The sequence below is a fragment of the Sporolactobacillus shoreicorticis genome, assembly GCF_024125445.1.
GTDB lineage: Bacteria > Bacillota > Bacilli > Bacillales > Sporolactobacillaceae > Sporolactobacillus > Sporolactobacillus shoreicorticis.
The window spans coordinates 64,614-87,844 of the sequence record NZ_JAMXWM010000016.1 but is presented as its reverse complement, the minus strand read 5'-3'; the positions used below and the strand labels follow the sequence as shown (position 1 = coordinate 87,844).

Genomic DNA, 23,231 nt, shown 5'->3' with positions numbered 1-23,231 from the left:
GTGATAAAAATAAAAATTTGCTTAAAGCAGTCTGGTTTTGTTTTCTCATGATCACACGATACAAATTGCAAATTAATAAAGACTATATAATTGAATTTAAAACTATATCTTTATGAAAATGATTCAGTGGAAGTTTGGGAAGATGAGCTTTGTCGTTGTCTAATTCATGTGGGCTGTATAATCAATAGACGCTAATGAAGTAAGGAAATTTTATAGCCTTAACTTATATAGAATAATTATTAGATAGAAAAAAGGCATATGAACTATAACTAATTAATCATCACAATTGACTGAATTGGGTTGATCTTTTTTTATATATGTATAAAATGTGATTGAAGAGTGATAAATTTGTGACGAAAACATTGTATAACTTAAGAAAATGTCACAAATCAAAAAGAAAGAAGTTGGGATTAGTGAAGGTTTCACTGTTTACAACATGTTTGGGAGACTTGTTTTACGTTGATGTTTTAAAAGATGTAACAGAGGTTCTTGAACGGCTAGGATGTGAAGTGGATATTCCTGAGGGGCAGGTTTGCTGCGGACAACCGGCATATAATAGCGGTTACGCGAAGGATACGAAAGGTCCGGCGAAGAACATGATTCGAGCATTTGAACATTCAGATTATATTGTGTGTCCGTCTGGATCATGTGCGACCATGTTCCATGAATATCCTGATTTTTTTGCGGATGAACCGGAATGGCAGGAAAAAGCGAAGCGCATTGCGAACAGAACCTACGAATTTACACAGTTTATTGTACGTGTCTTAGGTGTTGTTGATGTGGGCGCGGAATATCATGCAAGAGCGACACTGCACACCTCGTGCCACATGACGCGACTGCTTGGTGAACGTGAGGCTCACTACACGCTGCTGAAACATGTGAAAGGCCTTGATTTAGTTCCGCTTCCGAACAATTATGACTGCTGCGGATTTGGGGGTACGTTCTCTGTGAAGATGTTTCCTATATCAGAACAAATGGTTGATGAAAAAATTCGTCATATTGAAGAAACTGATGCTGAAGTGGTCGTTGGCGCCGATGCCAGCTGTCTGATGAATATTGGCGGACGAATGAAGCGGCTTGGAAAACCGATAAAGGTATTGCATATCGCACAAATTTTGAATAGCCATCAAACTGAAGGAGCTGAGCATTATGCCGATGAAAGTCGGAAATCGACCATTCTTTGATGGGGTTGACGAAGCAATCCATGACTCTTTTATGGTGAACGCCGTTTCTTCAGCACAGGATGGGCTGCGCGGAAGAAAGCTTAGTGCAACTATCGGGGACAAAGCACTAGGTGATTGGGAAGAATGGCGAAGTGCCGGTGAAGAAATCAGGGCACATACACTGAATAATCTAGATTATTACCTGAAACAGTTGAGTGATCATTTTGCAGCTCGCGGAGGACATGTTTTTTTCGCTGAAACAGCGGAAGAAGCACGCGACTATATAAAAAAAGTATGCAAAGAAAAAAATGCAAAGCATGTAGTTAAAGCAAAATCAATGGTCACTGAAGAGATCAGTTTGAACGAGGTACTCGAAGAAGAAGGCTGTGAAGTACTCGAAACAGATCTTGCTGAGTTTATTCTTCAAGTCGATCATGATCAGCCATCTCATATTGTCGTACCATCCGTTCATAAAAACCGGCAGCAAATTCGTGTTGCATTCAGGAAATTGGGCTATGAAGGAAGTGATGACCCCAAAGAACTGGCAGGATTTGCACGCAAGACACTGCGTAGCAAGTTTTTGAACGCTGATGTGGGGATAACCGGATGCAACTTCGCGGTCGCTGATACCGGCAGTATCTGCCTCGTAACGAATGAAGGCAATGCAAACATGGTGACGAGTTTTCCGGAAACACAGATCACGGTAATGGGTATGGAACGCCTTGTTCCAACCTGGAAAGAACTTGATGTTGTGGTTTCTTTGCTTTGTCGAAGCTCAGTTGGTCAGCGCCTGACGACCTATGTTACGGATATAACTCCAAAACCAAATCAAGATGCTGTTGACAGTCCAAAAGATTATCATTTAGTTATTGTTGATGCAGGGCGTTCCAATGCTCTTGGAACAGATTTTCAGTCAGCGCTGCACTGTATCCGCTGTGCAGCCTGTATCAATGTATGTCCTGTCTACAGACATATCGGCGGACATGCTTACGGTTCGATTTATCCGGGCCCAATCGGCGCAGTGCTTTCACCGATTCTAGGGGGATACGAAGAGTATGGCAAATTGCCCTATGCTTCCAGTCTTTGTGCAGCATGTTCAGAGGCTTGTCCTGTAAAAATACCATTGCATAAACTGTTAATACGTCATCGTGAAAAATACGTGGAAGGCGGTGGCCATCCGCCGGTTATGGAACGAGCAGCGATGAAGGGATTCAGTATTGGTGCATCCTCTCCAGCGATTTTCAGAGCAGGCACTAAAATGGCACCGATTATGTTAAAGCCGCTCGTCCATAACGGATCCATTCCAAAAGGTCCGGGACCGATGAAACCTTGGACTCATGGCAGAGATCTTCCGGCACCAAGCAAAGAAAATTTCAGGGATTGGTTTAAGAAACATAAGCAGCAGTCGGCAACGATTCGGACGAAAGGAACAGGTGAATCATTATGAACGGAACAATTGAAAATCGTGATTCGTTTCTTGAGAAAATAGCCGGGAAATTGAATCGAACGCCGGGTGAAGCTCCGGAATTGCCGATCTGGGCACATAAGCCCCAGGAACGTGTTTATAATGATTATTCTGAAGAGCAGCTTACAGTCATGATGAAAAAAGCATGCGAACCGATTCATACATCAGTTTATGAAACAACTTTGGATGGACTTGCAAAACAATTGGTGCAATTAATTGATAAATACGGTGCGGGTAAAATTGTTGCGACCAAAGATGAACGATTTGAAGCGTTCGGTCTTAGTAACGTTTTAGATAGCTATCAGGTTTATACATGGAATTATAAAGAAGGTCGCAAGAATATTGATAAAGCGGCAGAAGCGACTATTGGTTTGTCGATTTGCGATGTGATGCTTGCTGAATCAGCGACTGCAGGTCTTTTCAATGATAAAGACAAGGCAAGGAGTGTCAGCCTCCTACCGGAAACATCGGTCGTTATTGTTCCAAAAAGCTGTATTGTTCCTCGGATGACACAGGCGATGCAGTTGATTGAGAATAAAGTTGAGCATGGAGAAGAAGTGTCCTCCTACATCAATTTCATTTCCGGACCAAGCAATAGTGCCGATATTGAAATGAGACTTGTTGTCGGCGTTCACGGACCAATTAAAGTTGCCTATATTATTGTTTCTGATGTATAATTCAGTTCAACAATGAAAACTAAAAGCAGACACCAAAAAAGGTGTCTGCTTTTGGTTCTACAGTTAAATTAATGGCGAATTTGTCCGTTTCCTTCAATGAGATATTTGATACTTGTCAGTGCATTAAGTCCCATTGGGCCTCGTGCATGAAGCTTTTGCGTACTTATTCCTATCTCTGCTCCAAATCCAAATTCTTCACCATCGGTAAATCGTGTTGACGCGTTATGATATAAAGTCGAGGCATCAACAAACTTGAAAAAGGTCGCAACATGTTCCGCATTTTCTGTGACAATTGATTCTGAGTGCTTGGTTCCATATTTATTAATATGTCTGATCGCTTCGTCCAGATCAGAAACAATTTTAACGGCAATGATTTTATCAAGATATTCAGTGGCCCAATCTTCTTCTGTCGCCACCTTTAAGTCAGGAAATTGTCCGGCAATAATTGGATCAATCCGGCAGGATACGTGTTCTTTTTGTAAAGCATCCAACAAAGCAGAACCAAATTGATCAAACCATTTTTGATGGATGATTACTGTTTCGATTGTATTGCAAACAGAAGGACGCTGGGTTTTTGCATTCAGCACAATGCTGATCGCCATTTCAGGTTTTGCTGTCTCATCAATGAACACATGGCAATTTCCTGCTCCTGTTTCCAAAACAGGAATACTTGCTTGTTTAATGACCGTTTGAATGAGTCTGCTGCTTCCGCGCGGAATGAGAACATCAATCAATCCATTCAACCGGAAAAATTGACCGGCTGTTTCATGACTTGTGTCTTCCAGTAATTGAACGCTGTCGGCAGGGAACTCTAGCGTATTAAGTGCTGCGCGAATGACAGCGACAATTGCTTTATTCGTATCAAGAGCAGAAGCGCTGCCACGCAAATAGACAGCGTTTCCTGTTTTTAAGCAAAGGCCTGCTGCATCGACTGTAACATTCGGTCTGGCCTCATAGACCATTCCAATGACCCCGATCGGAACGCGGATTTTTTTGATTGTCAATCCATTGGGACGGTCCCAGTTTTCCAATTCATCACCGATGGGGTCCGCTAAATTTGCCAGATGCTCTAAAGCGTTTGCCATTGCAAAGATACGTTCTTTGTTAAGCATTAACCGATCAAGTAACGAATCAGTCATTCCTTTTTGTTGTGCCCGTAGCATGTCTTGCTGATTGGCGGCTATGATTTCAGCGGCATGGGCACGTAAAGAATCGGCAATTTGATTTAAAGCACTATTTTTTTCTTCTGTCGATTTTGCAGCGATTACTTGAGATGCCTCATGTGCTAACTCTGCTTTATGAATTAATTCATTGTCCTTAGTATCATTCATGGGTAGCGCTCCTCTCGTAAGCGGCCGGTTTGAGAACTGCGGTCCACGGTACCCAATTATCACGGTGCACAACCTCCGGGTGACCGCCGTTAACCGTAATCATGGCACGGCTGCTCGACATTCGTTTAATTTCATCAAGCTGTTCCGATGAATAATTGACTTGACCTTTGCCAAGTACATGGCTTTTTTGATCGGTAATTTGAATCACTTCTCCGGCAAGAAAGTGTCCACTGATTTTCTTAATGCCAGCAGGGAGCAGACTTTTGCCTTCCTTCATTAGTGCCCTGACCGCTCCGTCATCAATTTCAATTTTTCCTGATACCGGCGAGTGAAGCGCAATCCATTGTTCAGAAACATTAAGCGATGGTTTTAAACAGTCGGACCCGATGTATGTGCCATCACCATTTCCGTTAATAATGGCAACAAGCTTGTCAGGACCTTTGCCCTTTCCGATGAACGTCCGAACACCAAGAGAAAGTGCCATCCTTGCCGCTCGCAGCTTCGATTTCATGCCGCCGGTACCTACCTTTGAGCCTGTGGCATCACTTGTTTCGTCAAGCAGATGTTTCGGCAGAGTGTCGAGAAAATGGTAGCGGATCGCATCATCATACTCATTCGGATTCTTGTTATATAAACCGTTGACATCCGTAAGAATGGCAAGAAAATCTGCATGAATCAGGCCGCTTACAAGGGCGGATAACATATCGTTGTCGCCAAAGGTCAACTCGGCAAGTGAAACCGAGTCGTTTTCATTGATAATTGGAATCACAGAACGTTTGAGCAGCTCTGTGAGCGCTGAGTAGGCGTGACTCATTTGTTCACGCCGTTCAAAATCTTGGCGGGCGAGCAGCAGCTGTCCGATGGTCATTCCGTATTTGTGAAAGGCCTCTGCATAATTATTCAGCAGCATGACCTGACCGACGGCCGCCGCGGCTTGTTTCCCGGCAATGGTGACCGGTCGTGCCGGATATCCCAATCCACCGTAACCGGCTGCAACAGCACCCGACGATACAAGAACTACCTCATGACCGTTCGCTTTTAACCTGGCAATAGCATCGACATGATCCTGCAACTTGGCAAAATCGAGTTTTCCGCGAGCATCCGTCAAGGAACTGCTGCCGATTTTTACAACCACTCGTTTTATTTCCATAATCTATTGTTTTCCCTTCGTAAAAAAGCCTCTCTCCATCCTAAATTAAAAGGACGGGGAGAGGCCTTGCCCGCGGTACCACCTTTGTTAGTACAGCACAAGTCCGTACTCACTTGGATCTTCGTATCGTGAAGAAGACGATCCGGTTTTCATCCGGACTGCTCAAGGGCAGGTTCAACATGAATGACGCGAGGCATCTCACAGCCGATGGATGCCATTCTCTTGCGCATTTTTCATTGTTTACTAATCCCCGTCAACGCCGTTTTATAATTGATATCATTATATTCAGCTATTGAATAGAAGTCAAGAGGATAGACCTTCAAGCAAATACTTTTCCCTATAAAAATCATGATGGTACAATAAAAAGAGTTCAAATAAGGAGGTTTTTGCTGTGGCATTTACATTGCAGATTGGTGAAAAAGCACCCGAGTTTTCATTGCCGGCGACCGACGGAAAAACATATGATTTAGATCATTTTGCAGAGGCGCGTATCCTTGTCGTGTTCTTTACATGCAATCATTGTCCCTTTGTTCTTGGTTCAAACGAAACCACGAGAAAAGTTGCGGAACATTATCAGAATAAAGGAGTTCGGTTCGTCGCCATTAATTCAAACAGTGAAGAAACGCATCCAAAAGATTCCTTTAAATATATGGTTGAACAGATGAATGAAGAAAAATTTCCGTGGGTTTATTTGCGTGATCAATCGCAAGATGCAGCGCGCGCATATGGCGCCTTGAGAACACCTCATTTCTTCGTTTTTGATCAAGAGCGGAAACTGGTTTATACAGGACGCGAGCTTGATAATCCGAGACAGCCGGAGAAGGCGACGGTTAACGACTTGGATCGTGCACTGAGCGAGCTCACTGATGAGAAATCAGTGACGATACCGCTGACTAATCCGATCGGATGCAACGTCAAGTGGAACGGTCAAGATGCGCATTGGATGCCGGGCGAAGCTTGTGATTTAGTATAGTAGAATGTCCTTCCTCGGGTCGACAGCTGAGGAAAGGCTTTTTTTTTAATCAGCCTTTATATTGATTGTAAAATGACAATGCTAATAAATAGCAATGCGGTTGTGGCAAGATGCACCAGTCGTACATGATGAAAAATAAAATAACCATTGGCGAGTCTTGTTATCAGGCAGAGGAGAAGAATAATAATTGACTGCAGTATGGCCGTGTGATACATAAAAAGATAAAATGAAAGAATGAGGCTCGCAAAGTGTACAGCGATAAAGATGCTGATTATGAAGCAGCGCCTCTTTCTTATAAAATAAATACCTCCTGCAATAAGACACGAGAGTGAGTAAAAAAATAAAGAGAAACTCGCGATCATTAGAATGCCCCCTTTATTACCTTAATAGGGTTATTAAAAACGATGGGGTTAACCCCACGTCAAGCGGATCGAAGGAGGAATCACGTGAAAATCGGAGAATTTGTCAAACGATGTAAAACAACGAAGGATACCGTTCGTTATTATGAGGAACTGGCACTACTACAACCGGACACGTCCAATCGATATAAAGCGTATAATCAAAAAAATTTAGATGATTTTATGGCCATCAAAGAAATGCAGTGCTTGGGACTGTCTCTGAAAGTCATTCAAAATGTCTTTGAAATGAAAAAAAAGAATGGTTGCGGTTCGCAAGAGTTGATCCGGGATGTAACGAAAGCACTTGAAGATCAGGAAGCCAGGCTAATGAATGAAGAAATCAGAATTCATACTCAGCTTGAGCAGCTTCGATTACTGAGCGGAGAACTCCAATCATTAATTGTTGAGAAATAAGAAGGGATGTGCATGGTCATCGTACAAAATTATGATTTTGATCAAGTGACTGATCGAAACGGGACCGCTTCGATCAAATGGGACGAGGCAGATCGGCTTTTCGGCGGTGAGCATCTCATTCCTTTATGGGTGGCAGATATGGATTTTCAGGTGCCGGCTGAAATTACGGAAGCACTTTCTAATCGAATTCAGCATGCTATTTACGGCTACACCTCCGCTTCAGAAGACTATTACCAAATTGTGAAGCAATGGATGGCACACCGTCATCAGTGGGCAATTAAGAAAGAATGGATATGCCACAGCCCGGGAGTTGTTACGGCGTTAAATCTTATTGTCGACGGATTTACATGCGAAGGGGACAAAGTGCTGATACAATCTCCGGTTTATCCGCCGTTCGCTAAGTCGGCGCTGAATCAAAATCGGGAGTTAGTTACGAATCCGTTAATCAATGACAATGGCGTATATCGCATGGATTTTGTTGATTTAGAGCATAAGCTTTCCAACTCAAAGGTCAGCCTTATGATCCTGTGCTCGCCGCATAATCCGGTTGGAAGAGTTTGGACCAAGAGAGAATTAGCGAAAGTAGCGGAACTTGCGAATAAATATGATGTTCTTGTGGTTGCCGACGAAATTCATCATGATCTCGTGTTTGAAGGTCATCATCATACGCCATACGCACTGATTTCTGAGGAAGCAAGTGATCATTCAATCATTTGTACCGCACCAAGCAAAACCTTTAATCTTGCAGGCCTGCAAATATCAAATATTATCATTCCAAATTCTTCTCTTAGAAGGAAGTACTTAAAACAGGTGCGGCGGTTCGGTTTAGGCGAGCCTAATACATTAGGAGTGACAGCTGCCGAAGCTGCTTATCGATTTGGTGAAAGCTGGCTCGATCAATGTCTCACTTATATTAAAAAGAATGCTAATTTTGTTACCAATTTCTTAAAAAAGAACTTGCCGGATCTAAAAATGACACCAATTGAAGGAACCTATCTTGGTTGGATTGACTGCCGAAAACTGGGATGGGATAAACTGCGGTTGCAACAGTTCCTAATCAAAGAAGCGGGTCTCGCACTTAATCAGGGGTATGCGTTCGGTACGGATGGAGAAGGATTTGTTCGAATTAATCTTGCATGTCCGCAAAGCTTGCTTAAAGAAGCAATGAATCAGTTGCAGTCTGCTTTTCAGCATCACTTATAAGTCCGGTCTTGACTTGCATATGAAACTTTTTACAAAATAGAAACGTATTAATAATATACATAAAGTATAGGAGGAATTGATACATTCGATGAAGAAGATTATGGCTGCATTTCTTGCATTAGCGCTTATTTTCACGCCCGCCGGAGATTTTGTTTTTCATAGTTCCGATCAACTGGTGAGCGCGAAAGGTTATCGATCCGGAGTTAAGAGTTTTCAATCGAATCGAGGTACGGGTACGACTTCATTTTTTAAGAGCAATCGTAGTCGCAGTCAAAATACACGTACAGGAACTTCAGCAAGAAATTTTACTGGTGGAAGCTTTATGCGTGGAATGATCTTCGGAGGACTGTCCGGTTTATTATTCGGCAGTTTGTTCTCACATCTCGGTGGATTTGGAATGATGGCCGGCTTTCTGATCAATTTGATTGCGATCCTTGTCGTCATTTCACTCATCCGATATATTATCACGAGTTTTTCACGACGGAAAAAGCCTGAGGATTCCAATCCGTGGAAACGATGAGCATTTCCGAACAAGATATTGTCAATGCACTATGTATCCATTTAGCAGATAAAAAAGGCGTTGCGCCGCAAGAAATTCAAATTGAGCTTCTCTACGATGATGACTATGGGTTTTCAGCTGAAGCTTACGTTGGAAATCGCAAGCAGATTCTGATTGAGGCAAACATTATTGAAGCGCTTCGCTTTTGGATTGAAACCGAATTAAAAGAAAACCCATACGGATCGCTTCGATTGGCGCTTGATGAAGAAGCTGGAATTATTGCGCATTATCAAAGTTAAGATTTAATTGTGGAAAAAAACTCCCGGACTGCTCCATTCAGCAGGTCTAAGGGAGTTTTTAACTTATATAGATAAAGAGAACATTTCAAAAAACTGAAGACTGATTAAGAGTCAGTCCGCCGTCACTTTTGGAAAGCGCAGATGAAACGTTGTGCCGCTGTGCTCCTTGCTCGTAACGTTCACAGATCCTTTGTGATTTTTTACAATTGTGTACGTAACCATCAATCCGAGTCCGGTACCCGACGCCTTTGTTGTAAAAAACGATTTTCCCAAGTTATTGAAAATGTGCTGCGGGATTCCCGAACCGGTGTCCTGTATCAGGACTTTTTCGTATTGGTCAACGGAAGTTAAACGGATTGTAATCGTGCCGTCACGATGAATGGCTTCAAGAGCGTTTTTAATAAGGTTAACGAAAACTTGTTTTAGTTGGGTCTTATCACCAAAAATAAAATGAGAGCAGTCTCCCGTATCAAGAACCATTTGAATTCTGAGATTCATCGCCTGCGATTCGAATAGTTGCAGCGTTTCATGAGCAATGTTTGAAAGATCAACTTGGGCAAAACGCTCACTTCTCGGCTTCGTAAAATATAACAGTTCACTTGTGATTTTTTCGATTTGTTCAATCTCGCGCATAATAATATCAAGGTAGTCTTGATTGAGCTGTTCAGTGGTTTGCATCAATTGCAAAAAGCCTTTAATTGAAGTGAGCGGATTTCTAATTTCATGGAGAATTCCTGCAGACAATTCCCCGATAACTGAGAGCTTTTCAGATTGAATCATACTTTCCTCAGCTATTTTGCGGGTGCTGATGTCACGAATGGTTAACTGAACGAGAGATTGGTCCTGATCCGAAAAATGAAGAAGAGTTATTTCCGCGGGAATTTGGACATTACTACTCGAATGTATGGAAAGCTGGACGGACTCCATATCGCTTTGGCGGCAGCAGATCTTATTCAGCGAGGCGTGTATTATGGGCATATCCGAAGGATCAAGAAACATGCCAATAGAAAGGCCGGACAGCGAAGTATGTTCATCAAAAGAGAGTAAGCGATTAGCCGCTCGATTTGAATAAACAATTTCGTCTCCGCCAAGGATCAGGATGGCGTCCATAACGAGATCAATCATTTTTTTAAAATCTAATTCAGTAGAATTGCTGTTACTAGACATACCTATGCCTCCTAAGAAAATGATAGGTTGAACAAAACTATTTGTAAATATATATGAGGCATTTTTAGTAAATATTTCTTATTTTAGTTTTATATTGTTGAAAAATAATATGAAAAGTCGAAAAAGAGAATGTATGTTCTGATTTAGGCAGGTGTCACGATAAGTTCACAATTGAGGATTGTGAAACAACGCTAATTCCATTAAAATTTAATTGAAAACAATTATCATTATCAAAGAAGTTTGGATGTTCATTCTTCGCTATTAATCCCAATTGTTGCTTGATGGAAGGAGAATAGTTATGAAAAATACGAACCTATCATTACTTAATGAAACGAGCTGTCATCGGATGGGTTCTAAAACTCAATGCACTCCTGCGATACCACTAAGCATGGTTCACACGGGGGAACGGGTACATGTGTCTTGTGTTTGCGGTAAAGATGAAACGCGTCGGCTTCTTGGCAACCTTGGATTTGTGGAGAATACAGAGGTTACGATCATTGCCGAAATGGACGGCAATGTCATTGTATCAATAAAAGGCACAAGACTGGCAGTCAGCAAAACGATGGCCAGACGTGTCATGACTGTTTAATCATTGGAGGAGGATCTGTGGCCATGAAAACATTAAAAGAAATACAACCCGGTGCAACCGTATCTGTAGCCAAAATCCATGGAGGAGGCGCACTGAAAAGGCGAATTATGGATATGGGAATTACAAAAGGGACGGAACTTTTTGTTCGAAAAATTGCACCACTCGGCGATCCGATTGAAATTCAAGTACGTGGTTATGAACTATCCATTCGTAAGGTTGAGGCTGAGAATATTGAACTTATCTAATTAAAAGCGTTTATCGATAGTAAAATTTGAACTTGGGGAGGACAGTGACAATGAAAATTGCTTTAGTCGGTAACCCGAACTGCGGTAAGACTACGATGTTTAATGATTTAACCGGCAGCAGTCAATATGTCGGCAATTGGCCTGGGGTAACAGTTGAGAAGAAAGAAGGCCGTCTTAAAGGTCATAAAGATGTGATTATTACCGATCTTCCAGGAATTTATTCACTTTCACCCTATACTCTTGAGGAAGTGGTCAGTCGTAATTACCTGATTCACGAACGTCCGGATGCGATCATTAATCTGGTTGACGGTACAAATCTGGAACGCAATTTGTACCTGACAACTCAAGTTGTTGAATTAGGCATTCCAACAGTCATCGCTTTGAATATGATTGATGTGGTAAAAAAGTCGGGCGATAAAATAAATGTGAAAAAACTCGCAGATGAACTTGGATGTCCTGTAATTGAAACATCAGCGGTTAAAGGAACAGGGTCTATGGCAGCTGCGGAAAAAGCTATTGATTTGGCCGCCGAGACAGTCAATCCTGCAAAACAAATATTCAGCAAAGAAGTTGAAGTATCCATTGCATCAATTTCATCACTTGTAAAGGAACATTTTGAACCGGAACGTTTGCGCTGGTATGCCGTAAAATTCTTTGAACGTGATGAAAAGGTTCTGGCAGGAGCCATTCTGTCCGAAGAATTACGGGCAAAGCTGGATACGATCGTAAGTCAGGCCGAAAAGAATTTTGAGGATGACAGTGAGTCGATAATTACGAATGAGCGCTATGATTATATTGCGAGCATACTTGAAGATACATTACATAAAAAAGGCAGGAAATTGACAGCTTCTGACAAGATTGACCGGATCGTCACAAATCGCTTTCTTTCACTACCTATTTTTGCAGGTATTATATGGCTCGTCTATTATATTTCGGTAACGACACTTGGAACAATTGTGACTGATTGGACAAATGATACCTTATTTGGTGGGTGGATTACAGAAGGTGCAAATCATTTTCTAAAAGTAATCGGGACAGCTGACTGGCTGAACGGATTAATTGTTGACGGCATTATCGGAGGTGTCGGTACAGTGCTTGGCTTTGTGCCGCAGATGCTGATTCTCTTTTTCTTTCTTTCCATTTTGGAGGATTCCGGTTATATGGCGCGTGTTGCCTTTATAATGGACCGAATTTTCCGACGTTTCGGTCTATCAGGAAAGTCGTTTATTCCAATTCTGATCAGTTCCGGCTGCGGTGTTCCGGGTATTATGGCAACACGGACAATTGAAAATGAGAAGGATAGAAAAATGACGATTATGCTCACTACATTCATTCCGTGTGGTGCAAAGTTAACGATCATTACGATGATTGTAACAACATTTTTTCCCGGCTCTACTTGGATCGCACCGGCAATGTATTTTCTAGGATTGACGATGATTGCTGTTTCCGGGATCATCCTGAAGAAAACAAGACTGTTTGCCGGTGATCCTGCACCGTTCGTTATGGAGCTTCCATCCTACCGCTTGCCGTCGCCTAAGGGCGTTGTCATTCATATGTGGGAACGGGGAAAACATTTTATTTTCAAGGCAGGAACAATCATTTTCATTGCCTGCGGGTTAATCTGGTTCCTCTCCTCATTTGGGTGGAATATGCGCATGGTTGATGATATTGATCAGAGCATTCTCGCTACACTTGGTCAATTGATCAGTTGGTTCTTTGCCCCGCTAGGCTTCGGTACTTGGAAAGGTGCGGTGGCGACAATCAGTGCGCTGGTGGCGAAAGAAAATGCAATCGGCACTTTGGCAGTTTTAAGTGGCGTTTCTGATGAATCGAATACCCAAGCACTCATTGCCGGTGTCGGTTCAATGTTTACAGGTGTCAGTGCTTTATCTTTCATGCTGTTCAATCTCTTTAATCCACCTTGCTTTGCTGCGATCGGGGCAACGAGCAGAGAGATGGGCGGTATTAAATGGACATTTATTGCCTTGGGCTATCAAACTCTGCTCGGCTATAGTATTGCCTTCGTCACCTATCAATTAGGCAGCGTGTTCTTCCTTGGTAAGAGTTTTGGGTTTGGTTCGATTCTTGCCTTAATCATTGTGGCGTTTGTACTCTATATGCTTTTGCGGCCTGCTCCGCGGTCAACTGACATTAAGCTGCGCAGTACCGGGGCACACGCTTGAGCCATTTATGTGAACTTAGTAATGATGGGAGGCTTGATTGTGAACCTGTCGACACTTCTTGTTCTTTTAATGATCGGTTCAATGTATTTTTTGGCGATTCGTTATGTAAAGAGAAATAAAAATGTGTGCACGGACTGCGGGTTGAGTGGATCATGTCCTATTGAAAATCTCAAACAAAATGCGCGACACAAGCCGTGTTCCATTACGACTGCATCGATTCGAAAACCGACAACCACTGAATTGCGTGCAATGATTCGCAAGTAATCCGTATTAGAAACACGGTGGAAGGATCTGATTAAATGGCGACGTTTCTTATTGTTGCATTTCTCATCATACTGGCTGGATTTGCTTTACGCAGCACAAGGAAAAAAATGCGGTCGGGTTGCTGCGGATCCGGTGATGTGCCTGTAAAGAAAATAAAGGTTCATGATCGGAATGCAGCCCACTATCCGTATGTAAAGACTTTGCAGATTGATGGGATGACTTGCCAGAATTGTGTGATTCACATTGAAAATGCGCTCAATACTCTGGATGGTGTCTTGGCAAAGGCCAGTTTGGATAAACGGCTGGCTACGGTCCATATGCGGCATCCGCTGCCGGCAGACGAGCTGCGACGAACCGTTTCGGCTGCCGGTTATACGGTTATGAGAGTTATAGATAATGGCTCACCGTACAAGTGAATTTTAAATAAAAACAACGAAAAAGCGTCTCATTTTGACTAAATGAAAACGTGCATGTAAATGAAATGTTAGCCTTTACATTTTTGAAGAAAGGGTTTACAATAATTTTGTTATGAGTTGTTAAATGCCCATCATAATACTTTGCACCTTGCATGGTTACCCAGTTATTTTATATGGATGTGTTAAATTCCTGTATTGATCGGATTGCCCATCACGATCAAGGAATCAAGTTTTTAACGTAATCAATCCATAATTGATCCCTTGAGTTTTCAAGGGCTTTTTTTATTTTGCGTTTGCTTGTATTAACTGGGTGCGACTACGGGCAATCCGCTACCTGTGCGTTTGGTTCAGATTCTATGTGCTTTGCTGTAAAATCATATACTCCCTGATTGTAAAAAAAAACACTCCGCATGGAGTGTTTTTCAAATGAAATTATTTTGTTTCTGCAGAGGGAAGTACTTCTTTATCGCTAGGGCCCTCAGCAGTCAGGTAGTAGCGATTGAGCGGCTTCAGATCGTCATCTAATTCATAAACAAGTGGTGTACCTGTAGGAATGTTCAGACCAACGATTGTGTCCGCATCGACGCTGTCAAGGTGCTTAACAAGCGCACGCAGAGAGTTGCCATGAGCAGCGATAATTATTTTTTTGCCTTCCTTGATTTTCGGAGCAATTTCATTGTTCCAATAAACAAGTACACGATCAACCGTGTCCAGAAGATCTTCCGTCAGCGGTTGTTCCGATTCAGGAAGATCAGCATATCTCGGATCGTTCAGCTGTGCAACAAAACGCTCATCATCTTTTTCAAGAGCCGGTGGCTTAATATCAGCGGAACGTCTCCAGATATGTACCTGTTCAGCGCCGTATTTTTCAGCAGTTTTTGCTTTGTTCAGTCCTTGAAGCGCGCCATAATGACGTTCGTTCAGACGCCATGAATGTTCGACAGGAATCCAAGTAAGATTGAGCGCGTGAAGCACATTCCACAAGGTGTGGTTTGCTCTTGTGAGCACAGAAGTATAGGCTTGGTCAAATGTGTAGCCGTTTTTCTTCAGAATTTCTCCTGCTTCTGTTGCTTCTTGTTCCCCTTTTTCCGTAAGGTCTACGTCAGTCCAACCAGTAAAACGGTTTTCAAGGTTCCAAGCACTCTGACCGTGCCTGATCAATACGAGTTTGATCATTAGTGTGAAACACTCCTCTCAAATTTGCACAATTCGATAATTAATGCACACCCGATAGTTAGTCACATTGTATGCATGGGCGTCATGCATTAAAAGTATCGACGTGATGAAGCCATTTTACTCAAATCACTTGCGTCAAGCGGCATAGAATGACGAAACAGTGATTTTTACATCAATTAATTATACCATGCTTTTTTATCTTTGACATTTTCATCTTTTAAAACAATGTGAAAGTATTGTTATCAGCCAATGCTCATATTATAATGATCATACTCAAAAAAAGAGAGAGAGAAGACGTGAAAAATGAATGGTTTCTTAGGGTCATATAAGAGGAAGGACAGCAAGGAAGGATTTTTGCATGAAGTGGCGGCGGTTTGCGTGTTAACGGGGAAAATTCTGCTGCAGAACGGGGCGGAAACATATCGGGTTGAGGATACGATGAATCGAATCGCAAACAGCTTTTCTGTGCATGACGCTCAGAGCTTTGTGACACCGACCGGGATTATCTTTTCCATCGAAGATCATGATGTGACGCAGCTTGTGCGAATCAGGAATCGAGGAACCAATCTGCGCAAGGTCACGCAGGTAAACACTTTATCAAGAAGGGTTGCTCATGGCGAAGTCAGTCTGAAGGATCTGCACCGCGATTTGCTACAGATCGATCGTTCTACAGTCGCCTATTCGAACAGCTTGCAGATTCTTGCGGCCGCGATTGCCAGCAGTTGTTTTTTGCTCATGTTCTTGGGGAAATGGCAAGATTTTCTTCCGGCATTTATCGCAGGCGGTGCCGGTCAGGCCGGAATGATTTATCTTCATAAGCTTGCAAAGGTCAAATTTTTTTCTGAATTCATGTCGTCGATTTTCATTGGAATGGTTGCATTAGTCAGTGTGAAGCTGGGTATTGGTGTCGAAATGAATAAAATTATTATTGGCGCCGTGATGCCGCTCGTTCCAGGAGTACCGATTACAAATGCTGTGAGGGATATCATGGCCGGCGACCTAGTTGCCGGATTATCGAAGAGTGCGGAAGCGGGTCTGACGGCCTTTGCTATTGGCATTGGCGTGACAGCTGCAATTGTGCTCGGTTGAGGTGATTTCATGCACTTATTTCTTGTTATTACCATACAATCAATCACGAGTTATCTTGCCACATGCGCGTTTGGGATTATTTTTAATAGTCCATTTAAACCGCTGATTCACGGTGGGCTGATTGGAATGATCGCTTGGCTGATCTATTTCTTTCTGTTTCACTTTAGCGGTAACGATTTTATTGCTACTTTTGCTGCATCGCTTGTTATCGCACTCATGAGTCAGATTTTTGCACGATTATGCAAGAATCCTGTCATTCTATACAGTGTATCAGGAATTATTCCGCTTGTTCCCGGGGGACTTTCTTATTCGGTAATGAGTCGTGCAGTGGATAACAATTATGATGTTGCCATTTATTTTGCTGAAAAAGTATTCGTTTTGTCCGGAGCTATTGCTATGGGACTCATTTTTGCAGAAGTGTTTTATCAGATTTTCGAAAAAATAAAGCATCGAGCTTCAAGAAAAATAACCGCCGGTCTTTTTCTTTCAAAAAAGTGAAACATTTCTCGAAATAAACTGTAAATTAATGAGACAATTTGTTAGTATAAGTGCAAATGGAACAGACCGAATGAAAGAATAATGTTCATCCGGTTATTTTGAGAGGTGAGCGGTTATGAAATTGATCTGTTTTGGAGATAGTGTGACACGAGGAATTACTTTTGTACGCGGAAGATTTAAAATTATTCGCGAAAACTATCCTGCATTGCTGCAACGTTTCCTTGGAGAAGAGGACGAGGTCATCAATAAGGGTGTTTTTAACGATAACTCAGATCTTATGGTACAAAGACTTGATCATGATGTACTTGAGGAGCATCCGGATCTTGTACTCATCAATGTGGGCGGAAATGATTGCAATTTTTCTTGGGACCAGGTGGCAAAGCTTCCGGATTCGGAACATGTACCGATTGTTCCGATTGATCGCTATTTGTCGAACATCAAGCTGATGATTGATCGTATCTCAGCGGCAGGCGCCCTTCCTGTGATCTTAAGTCTGCTGCCGCTTGATCCGGCTAGGTATTATCAGTCGCTGATGACTCATTACAGCCACTCGATCGGCCATTGGATCGGTATGTGTGGAGGCATTGAGCACTGGCACGGTATGTACAACCGCGCACTCAAAGAATTTTGCAAAAAAAGCGGAACAACGCTCATTGATGTTCGTTCCGCTTTTAAACGAAAAGGTGATTTAAGTGAGCTGATTAATGAAGATGGCTTGCATCCGACGGCTCAGGGATATAAAGCGTTCGCCGAGATTGTAGCAGGCTATGTACCTGAGCTCAAAAAAAGTGTCATGAAAATGCATGCGTTATGACATGAATATTAAAAAAGAGTAAGAGAGAAGCTCATGGGCTTCTCTCTTACTCTTTTTTTTCTTTCAGTGCTGCTTTTAATGCGTCGGCCAGACTGTTCCCGACCGATTCATTGCTGTTATTTAGTTTATTAAGCAGGCGGCGAGTTTCTCTTTTGTCTGCTTTTTTCTTCATTTGATCTGCTTTTTCAATAATTCCGCATGTACGGCACTGGAAGTACAATCCCGCTTTTCCTTTGTGCATTTCCATCTTTTTATGGCAGGTCGGACAGCGCTTATTTGATAACTTCGGATCTCTCCGCTTTCGAAATCCACAGACGCGGTTAATGCAGACGAGGACTCGCCCGCCATCACGGTCACGAACCTCTTTCATCGACGAGCCGCACTCCGGACATTTAGAACCGGTTAAATTATGAATTCTATAGTCTTGCTGGCTGTTTTTAACTTCGCTCACCATTTCTAAGGTGCGCTGGCGAATTTTTGTCATAAATTGATTCGCATTTCCGCTTCCTTTTTCAATATCTTCTAATTGCTGTTCCCAGTCTGATGTAAGCTCCGGAGATTTCAGATCCTTGTTTACAAGTTCAATCAGCTGTTTGCCCTTTCCGGTAGGACGCAAACGGCCATTCACGCGCTCTACAGATTCAGCGAGCAGTAATTTTTCGATAATATCCGCTCGGGTAGCCGGTGTTCCCAAACCAAATGTCTCCATTTTTGTCAGTAAGTCAGCCTCTGAGAAACGGGCAGGAGGCTCTGTCATTTTCTCATCAAGCATAACCCGGCTTATCGGCAGTTCCTGCCCTTTTGTCACATTAAGCCGCTGTCGATTCATTTGTTTGCCGAATGACCCGTTCAATTGTTTAAAACCCGGATCAATTTCTCTTGTTTCTTTCAAGATAAACGTTTCACCATTGACTTCTAATTCCGCGCGCAAGCTCTGAAATTTATACTCAGGATAAAAAAGGGTTAAGAATCTTTGGATGATTAAATCGTACAGATGATGCTCATCATCGGACAAATCATGAATAGAGACCGGTTCTTCCGTTGGAATCAGGGCATGATGGTCGCTGACCTTTGAATCGTTGTATACAAATGCAGCTTTTACTTTGCCCTTTTGCTTGTGTAAAATTGGACGTGTTTCATCGCCATAGGCGGAAGAAATTGCACGCAGCCTCTCAGGCATCGTTGCAGCAATATCTTTAGTGAGATAACGCGAATCCGTACGCGGATAGGTAACGATTTTATAACGCTCATAAAGATTCTGCAGAATGTTCAACGTTTTTTTTGCTGAGAATCCCAGCTTTCGATTCGCATCACGCTGTAATTCGGTTAAATCGTAGGGAAGCGGCTGTCTTTCTTGCTTTTCTTTAATGTCAAGACTGCGAACAATGGCATCATGACCGGATACTTTATTCTTCAAAGCAACAGCATGGTCCTTCGTTATGATGTGTGATTGGTTCCCATGTTTCCAAGAAGCGGTGGCGCCATTGAGATCAATGGATAGCGTCCAGTACGGCTTGGGCTGGAACGATTGAATGGTTTGTTCGCGTTCTAAAATCATGGCAAGCGTTGGAGTCTGAACCCGCCCGGCAGAGAGCGAGTCATTATATTTTGTCGTAAGCGCCCGTGAAATGTTGAGCCCGATCAGCCAGTCTGCTTCTGAGCGGCACACGGCGGATTGAAACAGGTTGTCATAAGCTTCCGAAGGTTTCAGTTGGTTGAAACCGTTGCGTATCGCTTTGTCGGTTTGCGAGGAAATCCATAATCTTTTGACCGGTTTGCGCCAATTGATTTTCTCAAGAATCCAACGTGCGACGAGTTCGCCCTCACGCCCTGCATCAGTTGCGATAATCAATTCACTGAGATCGGATCGCTTGGCCAGCTTGGCAATTGCTTGAAATTGTGCGCGCGTTTGTTTAATCGGTTTCGTTTCCATCTGTTTTGGGATGATGGGCAGATCTTCAAGCCGCCAGGTTTTGTATTTATGATCGTACTCTTCAGGCATTTTTAATTCGATAAGGTGTCCGAGTGCCCAGGTAACAATATAGCGCTCTCCTTCAATGAAGCTGCGGTTCGTCTTCCGGCAGTCGAGAACCCGCGCAATTTCACGGGCAACGCTTGGTTTTTCGGCTAAAACAAGTGATTTTGACATATACAGAATTCCTTTCTTTAAATAAAACACAATTTTACCAATACAGCTTATTATAACGGAATACACGCATAATTTCAGGCACAGGAAAAAAGGTCAAAAAAGATCAAAAACAATTTGACCTTTACTGACCAAATGGCTATAATAGTGTTGTAAGGGTTAGAAGAGATGAGTTCAAACCCCGTAATTAAAAATCAAACATGTTTAAAAGGAGCGATCAGTCATGTAATTTCATGGTTATGAGGCATCAAGTGTCAACGTAACGTGAAAAAGCAGATGCGACTTTTGGACAGCCTTAAATTAAAAATGAGGAGGAATTAATTATGGCAAATCTTTATCCAACAAAAAAAGACCGCGACGGATTCTTTGATTTCCTGCCTTCCTGGTTTGATGAATGGGGGCACAACTTCTTTCATAACGGCGGATTGCAGACATTCGCGGCAGATGTACAAGAACGTGACGATGCATACAGTGTGAAACTGGATTTGCCGGGGTTCAGCAAAGAGAATATTCATCTTGATTTTGACCGCGGCGTGCTGACTGTTGAGGCAACGCGTGATCAGCAAACCACTGAAAAAGCTAAGGATGGCAGCTTCATCCGAAAAGAGCGTGCGTCCGGTTCTTATACACGTCATTTCATGTTTGACGGCGTTAAAGAAGACGAAATTAAGGCTGCGTTTAAGGACGGAGTTCTTGAGATCACATTGCCGAAGAAAGAAAACAGCAAGCATGATCATAAGGAAATTACAATAAACTAATGAAATGAAAGTTCAAGCTTAAAAGATAGAACAGATGATTAAATCAGATGTAAACAGTTGAGCAATTAAAACGTGTAAAATTAAAGAGGGCGTCTCAGAGACGCCCTCTTTTTTACATAAATAAATGATTTGTATGCGGTTTATTTTTTTTTAATGCATAAGAGTGTGTAACTGATTCATCAAGCAATGATCACTGTTTCGCAGTATTGTTCCAGAAATTTCTTTACGAGCAGGGTTTACTTCATTTGGAAATAATTATATAATTGCTACATTGATTTTAATAGGAATGGAGGTGAGCGTCATGAAGAACACACAGAAGATGGTAAATGAAGCAAAGTTTTCATTTGTATATTTTGTTGCTGATTTAGTGACACTTGCCTCTTTTCCAAGGCACCATTGACTTATTAACCGATTGAGTTTACGGTTTTTGTCTATGAAGCTGCAGGAGAAGGGTATTCTATTCTCCTGCGGCTTTTTTGTGTCTTAATAGAGAGGGATGTTTGACAAGGGGGTTGTCCGGTGCGTATTTTTATTGATTTATGGTGGTTTTTCAAGCAAGAACGCTTGAAATATTCTTTTGGTGTCATCTTCCTCGTTTTTTCAAGCTTTTTATCGATGATTCCACCTTACGTCGTCGGCATTTTAGTTGACGATATCAGGACAAGAAGTTTAACACCGCTCATTTTAGGAAAATGGATTGTATTCCTGATCATCATTGGCATTATTTATTATTTTACAGGCTATGTTTGGCGCCAATTAATCTTTGGTTCATCGATTATTTTAGCCAATCAGTTAAGAAATGATCTCTATAAACACTTCACAAAGCTGTCGCCTAATTTTTTTCAAAAAAGGCGAATCGGCGACTTAATGGCGCACGCGACAAATGATATAAATGCAGTTCAAGGCGCTGCGGGTGAGGGCATTCTCACTTTGTTTGATTCGATCACATTAGGCGGCATGGTGATCGTAACCATGTCCGTGTTTATCAGTTGGAAACTGACCTTAATTACGCTGCTGCCGATGCCGATTATGGTCATACTCACCATGTATTACGGATCACTGCTGCATAAACGCTTCGGGAAGGCGCAAGCCGCTTTTTCCGATCTCAACGATAAAGTGCAGGAAAACATATCGGGTGTTCGGGTGATTAAAGCGTTTGGTGAAGAAGATGCGCAGATCGATATGTTTCGTAAAGCGTCTCGAGATGTGGTCGATAAAAATATCGCGGTCGCAAAAATCGATTCGTTGTTTGATCCAACCATAACGTTCATCGTTGCCTTTTGTTATTTTCTCGCGCTCATTTTCGGATCGGTCTATGTGGTCGGCGGGTCAATAACACTTGGCGGATTAACAAGTTTTACGCTCTATCTCGGCCAACTGGTGTGGCCTATGCTTGCATTTGGTTTTCTTTTTAATATTGTTGAGCGGGGCAGTGCTTCCTACGATCGAATTCGACGGCTTTTAGCAATAAAGCCGGAAATTACCGATCAGGAAGGGGCATCCGATCAGGTGCCGAGCGGAGCGGTTGATTTTTCCATTCGGAGTTTTCGCTATCCGGGAAGCGATTCGGATGCGCTGAATGATATCCATTTCAAGGTTGAACAGGGTCAAACATTAGGTGTTGTGGGGAAAACCGGTGCCGGAAAAACTACATTGCTGCGTTTGCTGCTTCGTGAATTTGATATTCAGGATGGTCAAATCAGTATTGGCGGCACAGCAATTCAGGCAGTTACGCTTGACGCGCTGAGAAGCGCGATCGGTTATGTGCCGCAGGATCATATTTTGTTTTCAGCGACCATTGCGGAAAATATCGCGTTTGCCAAACCAGATGCGTCACAAGAAGAAATTGAACGCGTGGCCAAGCTGGCGAGCATTCATGAGGATATCCTCCATTTTAAAGAAGGCTATGCGACAGTTGTCGGTGAACGAGGCGTGACGTTGTCAGGGGGGCAGAAACAGCGTATTTCAATTGCTCGCGCGCTGCTTGCCGATCCCGAACTGTTGATTTTCGATGATTCGCTTTCTGCAGTTGATGCGCGTACTGAAGTTTCCATACTTCATGCACTCAAACATGAACGGAGGAATAAAACAACGCTGATATCTGCACATCGTTTAAGTGCAGTTGAGCATGCTGATCTCATCATCGTCCTTGGTGAAGGCCAAATTATCGAGCGAGGGACGCATGAAGAACTTATTCAAAAGGAAGGTTGGTACGCAGAGATGTACGCGCATCAACAGCTTGAGTCACTTGTTTCGGAAGGAGGCGCAAAGGCGTGAACGAGGAACAGAATTCAGCGCAGCTCTCAGAACATCA

Annotated in this window: 23 protein-coding genes and 1 other annotated feature; of the genes, 18 read left to right on the top strand and 5 right to left on the bottom strand. The window is 42.6% G+C overall.

Annotation, left to right across the window (positions count from 1 at the left end; genetic code table 11):
• Positions 1 to 413 precede the first annotated feature (413 nt).
• Genes NIE88_RS13740 through NIE88_RS13730 form a run of 3 tightly spaced genes read left to right on the top strand, consistent with a single transcriptional unit; the run spans position 414 to position 3,305 of the window.
• Positions 414 to 1,184, top strand: a complete 771-nt coding sequence (locus NIE88_RS13740) for a (Fe-S)-binding protein (protein WP_253062918.1) — start codon at positions 414 to 416, stop codon at positions 1,182 to 1,184.
• Positions 1,150 to 2,610 (top strand): LutB/LldF family L-lactate oxidation iron-sulfur protein, encoded by a 1,461-nt coding sequence (locus NIE88_RS13735; RefSeq protein WP_253062916.1) that lies wholly within the window; start codon positions 1,150 to 1,152, stop codon positions 2,608 to 2,610. The genes NIE88_RS13740 and NIE88_RS13735 overlap by 35 nt, the downstream gene beginning before the upstream one ends.
• The gene (locus NIE88_RS13730) at positions 2,607 to 3,305 is read left to right on the top strand and encodes a LutC/YkgG family protein (RefSeq protein ID WP_253062914.1); all 699 of its coding nucleotides are present in this window, start codon (positions 2,607 to 2,609) and stop codon (positions 3,303 to 3,305) included. Before NIE88_RS13735 ends, NIE88_RS13730 begins: the two co-directional genes overlap by 4 nt.
• 68 nt (positions 3,306 to 3,373) lie before the next feature.
• Here the strand turns inward: NIE88_RS13730 and NIE88_RS13725 are convergent, their stop codons facing one another.
• Both NIE88_RS13725 and proB read right to left on the bottom strand, forming a co-directional pair.
• Entirely contained in the window at positions 3,374 to 4,636 is a 1,263-nt protein-coding gene (locus NIE88_RS13725) for a glutamate-5-semialdehyde dehydrogenase (protein ID WP_253062912.1), read from the bottom strand.
• Complete coding sequence (gene proB / locus NIE88_RS13720) at positions 4,629 to 5,786, bottom strand: glutamate 5-kinase (protein ID WP_253062910.1); 1,158 nt, start codon at positions 5,784 to 5,786, stop codon at positions 4,629 to 4,631. The genes NIE88_RS13725 and proB overlap by 8 nt, the downstream gene beginning before the upstream one ends.
• 46 nt (positions 5,787 to 5,832) lie before the next feature.
• Positions 5,833 to 6,052, bottom strand: a binding site (T-box leader).
• 125 nt (positions 6,053 to 6,177) lie between these two features.
• Here proB and NIE88_RS13715 point away from each other — a divergent pair.
• From NIE88_RS13715 to NIE88_RS13695, 5 genes are all read left to right on the top strand, one after another.
• Positions 6,178 to 6,759 (top strand): thioredoxin family protein, encoded by a 582-nt coding sequence (locus tag NIE88_RS13715; protein ID WP_253062908.1) that lies wholly within the window; start codon positions 6,178 to 6,180, stop codon positions 6,757 to 6,759.
• 446 nt (positions 6,760 to 7,205) lie between these two features.
• On the top strand, positions 7,206 to 7,571 hold the full coding sequence (locus tag NIE88_RS13710) for a MerR family transcriptional regulator (protein ID WP_253062906.1): 366 nt from the start codon (positions 7,206 to 7,208) through the stop codon (positions 7,569 to 7,571).
• Between the two features lie 12 nt (positions 7,572 to 7,583).
• A complete protein-coding gene (locus NIE88_RS13705) occupies positions 7,584 to 8,774 on the top strand; it encodes a MalY/PatB family protein (RefSeq protein WP_253062904.1) in 1,191 nt (396 codons plus the stop codon).
• A gap of 88 nt (positions 8,775 to 8,862) precedes the next feature.
• Positions 8,863 to 9,294, top strand: coding sequence for a hypothetical protein (locus NIE88_RS13700; RefSeq protein WP_253062902.1), 432 nt, complete (start codon positions 8,863 to 8,865; stop codon positions 9,292 to 9,294).
• Positions 9,282 to 9,572: a YxcD family protein gene (locus tag NIE88_RS13695; RefSeq protein WP_253062900.1), complete on the top strand. Its 291-nt coding sequence runs from the start codon at positions 9,282 to 9,284 to the stop codon at positions 9,570 to 9,572. The genes NIE88_RS13700 and NIE88_RS13695 overlap by 13 nt, the downstream gene beginning before the upstream one ends.
• A gap of 111 nt (positions 9,573 to 9,683) precedes the next feature.
• Here NIE88_RS13695 and NIE88_RS13690 read toward each other — a convergent pair whose 3' ends face one another.
• Complete coding sequence (locus NIE88_RS13690) at positions 9,684 to 10,739, bottom strand: ATP-binding protein (RefSeq protein ID WP_253062898.1); 1,056 nt, start codon at positions 10,737 to 10,739, stop codon at positions 9,684 to 9,686.
• Positions 10,740 to 11,037: 298 nt separating this feature from the next.
• Between NIE88_RS13690 and NIE88_RS13685 the strand changes: the two genes are divergently transcribed.
• From NIE88_RS13685 to NIE88_RS13665, 5 genes are read left to right on the top strand one after another with little or no spacing between them, the layout of a single operon-like run.
• On the top strand, positions 11,038 to 11,328 hold the full coding sequence (locus NIE88_RS13685; RefSeq protein WP_253062896.1) for a FeoA family protein: 291 nt from the start codon (positions 11,038 to 11,040) through the stop codon (positions 11,326 to 11,328).
• Positions 11,329 to 11,351: 23 nt separating this feature from the next.
• Positions 11,352 to 11,573: a FeoA family protein gene (locus NIE88_RS13680; protein ID WP_253062894.1), complete on the top strand. Its 222-nt coding sequence runs from the start codon at positions 11,352 to 11,354 to the stop codon at positions 11,571 to 11,573.
• Between the two features lie 50 nt (positions 11,574 to 11,623).
• Positions 11,624 to 13,756 carry a ferrous iron transport protein B gene (gene feoB / locus NIE88_RS13675; protein ID WP_253062892.1) on the top strand — a complete coding sequence of 711 codons (2,133 nt, stop codon included), beginning with the start codon at positions 11,624 to 11,626 and terminating at the stop codon, positions 13,754 to 13,756.
• 39 nt (positions 13,757 to 13,795) lie between these two features.
• Complete coding sequence (locus NIE88_RS13670) at positions 13,796 to 14,020, top strand: hypothetical protein (RefSeq protein ID WP_253062891.1); 225 nt, start codon at positions 13,796 to 13,798, stop codon at positions 14,018 to 14,020.
• A gap of 35 nt (positions 14,021 to 14,055) precedes the next feature.
• Positions 14,056 to 14,436: a heavy-metal-associated domain-containing protein gene (locus NIE88_RS13665; RefSeq protein WP_253062890.1), complete on the top strand. Its 381-nt coding sequence runs from the start codon at positions 14,056 to 14,058 to the stop codon at positions 14,434 to 14,436.
• A gap of 432 nt (positions 14,437 to 14,868) precedes the next feature.
• On the opposite strand, the gene gpmA is transcribed toward NIE88_RS13665, so the two are convergent.
• Positions 14,869 to 15,612 carry a 2,3-diphosphoglycerate-dependent phosphoglycerate mutase gene (gene gpmA / locus NIE88_RS13660; RefSeq protein ID WP_253062889.1) on the bottom strand — a complete coding sequence of 248 codons (744 nt, stop codon included), beginning with the start codon at positions 15,610 to 15,612 and terminating at the stop codon, positions 14,869 to 14,871.
• Between the two features lie 303 nt (positions 15,613 to 15,915).
• Between gpmA and NIE88_RS13655 the strand changes: the two genes are divergently transcribed.
• The 3 genes from NIE88_RS13655 to NIE88_RS13645 all read left to right on the top strand — a co-directional run bounded on the left by NIE88_RS13655 (position 15,916) and on the right by NIE88_RS13645 (position 18,013).
• Positions 15,916 to 16,701 (top strand): threonine/serine exporter family protein, encoded by a 786-nt coding sequence (locus tag NIE88_RS13655; protein ID WP_253062888.1) that lies wholly within the window; start codon positions 15,916 to 15,918, stop codon positions 16,699 to 16,701.
• A 9-nt stretch (positions 16,702 to 16,710) separates the two neighbouring features.
• Positions 16,711 to 17,199: a threonine/serine exporter family protein gene (locus NIE88_RS13650; RefSeq protein ID WP_253062887.1), complete on the top strand. Its 489-nt coding sequence runs from the start codon at positions 16,711 to 16,713 to the stop codon at positions 17,197 to 17,199.
• 115 nt (positions 17,200 to 17,314) lie between these two features.
• The gene (locus tag NIE88_RS13645) at positions 17,315 to 18,013 is read left to right on the top strand and encodes an SGNH/GDSL hydrolase family protein (RefSeq protein WP_253062886.1); all 699 of its coding nucleotides are present in this window, start codon (positions 17,315 to 17,317) and stop codon (positions 18,011 to 18,013) included.
• A 46-nt stretch (positions 18,014 to 18,059) separates the two neighbouring features.
• Here the strand turns inward: NIE88_RS13645 and NIE88_RS13640 are convergent, their stop codons facing one another.
• Complete coding sequence (locus NIE88_RS13640; protein WP_253062885.1) at positions 18,060 to 20,162, bottom strand: DNA topoisomerase III; 2,103 nt, start codon at positions 20,160 to 20,162, stop codon at positions 18,060 to 18,062.
• Between the two features lie 320 nt (positions 20,163 to 20,482).
• On the opposite strand from NIE88_RS13640, the gene NIE88_RS13635 reads away from it, so the two are divergent.
• Both NIE88_RS13635 and NIE88_RS13630 read left to right on the top strand, forming a co-directional pair.
• A complete protein-coding gene (locus tag NIE88_RS13635; protein ID WP_253062884.1) occupies positions 20,483 to 20,917 on the top strand; it encodes an Hsp20/alpha crystallin family protein in 435 nt (144 codons plus the stop codon).
• 519 nt (positions 20,918 to 21,436) lie between these two features.
• Positions 21,437 to 23,194: an ABC transporter transmembrane domain-containing protein gene (locus NIE88_RS13630; RefSeq protein ID WP_253062882.1), complete on the top strand. Its 1,758-nt coding sequence runs from the start codon at positions 21,437 to 21,439 to the stop codon at positions 23,192 to 23,194.
• Positions 23,195 to 23,231: the final 37 nt, after the last annotated feature.

What these genes read in the sequence shown, in the direction of transcription:
- NIE88_RS13645 (WP_253062886.1), top strand. Translation starts at nt 17,315, where the DNA reads ATGAAATTGATCTGTTTTGGAGATAGTGTGACACGAGGAATTACTTTT.
- NIE88_RS13665 (WP_253062890.1), top strand. Translation starts at nt 14,056, where the DNA reads ATGGCGACGTTTCTTATTGTTGCATTTCTCATCATACTGGCTGGATTT.
- NIE88_RS13640 (WP_253062885.1), bottom strand. Translation starts at nt 20,162, where the DNA reads ATGTCAAAATCACTTGTTTTAGCCGAAAAACCAAGCGTTGCCCGTGAA.
- feoB (WP_253062892.1), top strand. Translation starts at nt 11,624, where the DNA reads ATGAAAATTGCTTTAGTCGGTAACCCGAACTGCGGTAAGACTACGATG.
- NIE88_RS13690 (WP_253062898.1), bottom strand. Translation starts at nt 10,739, where the DNA reads ATGTCTAGTAACAGCAATTCTACTGAATTAGATTTTAAAAAAATGATT.
- NIE88_RS13730 (WP_253062914.1), top strand. Translation starts at nt 2,607, where the DNA reads ATGAACGGAACAATTGAAAATCGTGATTCGTTTCTTGAGAAAATAGCC.
- NIE88_RS13635 (WP_253062884.1), top strand. Translation starts at nt 20,483, where the DNA reads ATGGCAAATCTTTATCCAACAAAAAAAGACCGCGACGGATTCTTTGAT.
- NIE88_RS13735 (WP_253062916.1), top strand. Translation starts at nt 1,150, where the DNA reads ATGCCGATGAAAGTCGGAAATCGACCATTCTTTGATGGGGTTGACGAA.
- gpmA (WP_253062889.1), bottom strand. Translation starts at nt 15,612, where the DNA reads ATGATCAAACTCGTATTGATCAGGCACGGTCAGAGTGCTTGGAACCTT.
- NIE88_RS13725 (WP_253062912.1), bottom strand. Translation starts at nt 4,636, where the DNA reads ATGAATGATACTAAGGACAATGAATTAATTCATAAAGCAGAGTTAGCA.
- NIE88_RS13650 (WP_253062887.1), top strand. Translation starts at nt 16,711, where the DNA reads ATGCACTTATTTCTTGTTATTACCATACAATCAATCACGAGTTATCTT.
- NIE88_RS13700 (WP_253062902.1), top strand. Translation starts at nt 8,863, where the DNA reads ATGAAGAAGATTATGGCTGCATTTCTTGCATTAGCGCTTATTTTCACG.
- NIE88_RS13655 (WP_253062888.1), top strand. Translation starts at nt 15,916, where the DNA reads ATGAATGGTTTCTTAGGGTCATATAAGAGGAAGGACAGCAAGGAAGGA.
- proB (WP_253062910.1), bottom strand. Translation starts at nt 5,786, where the DNA reads ATGGAAATAAAACGAGTGGTTGTAAAAATCGGCAGCAGTTCCTTGACG.
- NIE88_RS13705 (WP_253062904.1), top strand. Translation starts at nt 7,584, where the DNA reads ATGGTCATCGTACAAAATTATGATTTTGATCAAGTGACTGATCGAAAC.
- NIE88_RS13685 (WP_253062896.1), top strand. Translation starts at nt 11,038, where the DNA reads ATGAAAAATACGAACCTATCATTACTTAATGAAACGAGCTGTCATCGG.
- NIE88_RS13680 (WP_253062894.1), top strand. Translation starts at nt 11,352, where the DNA reads ATGAAAACATTAAAAGAAATACAACCCGGTGCAACCGTATCTGTAGCC.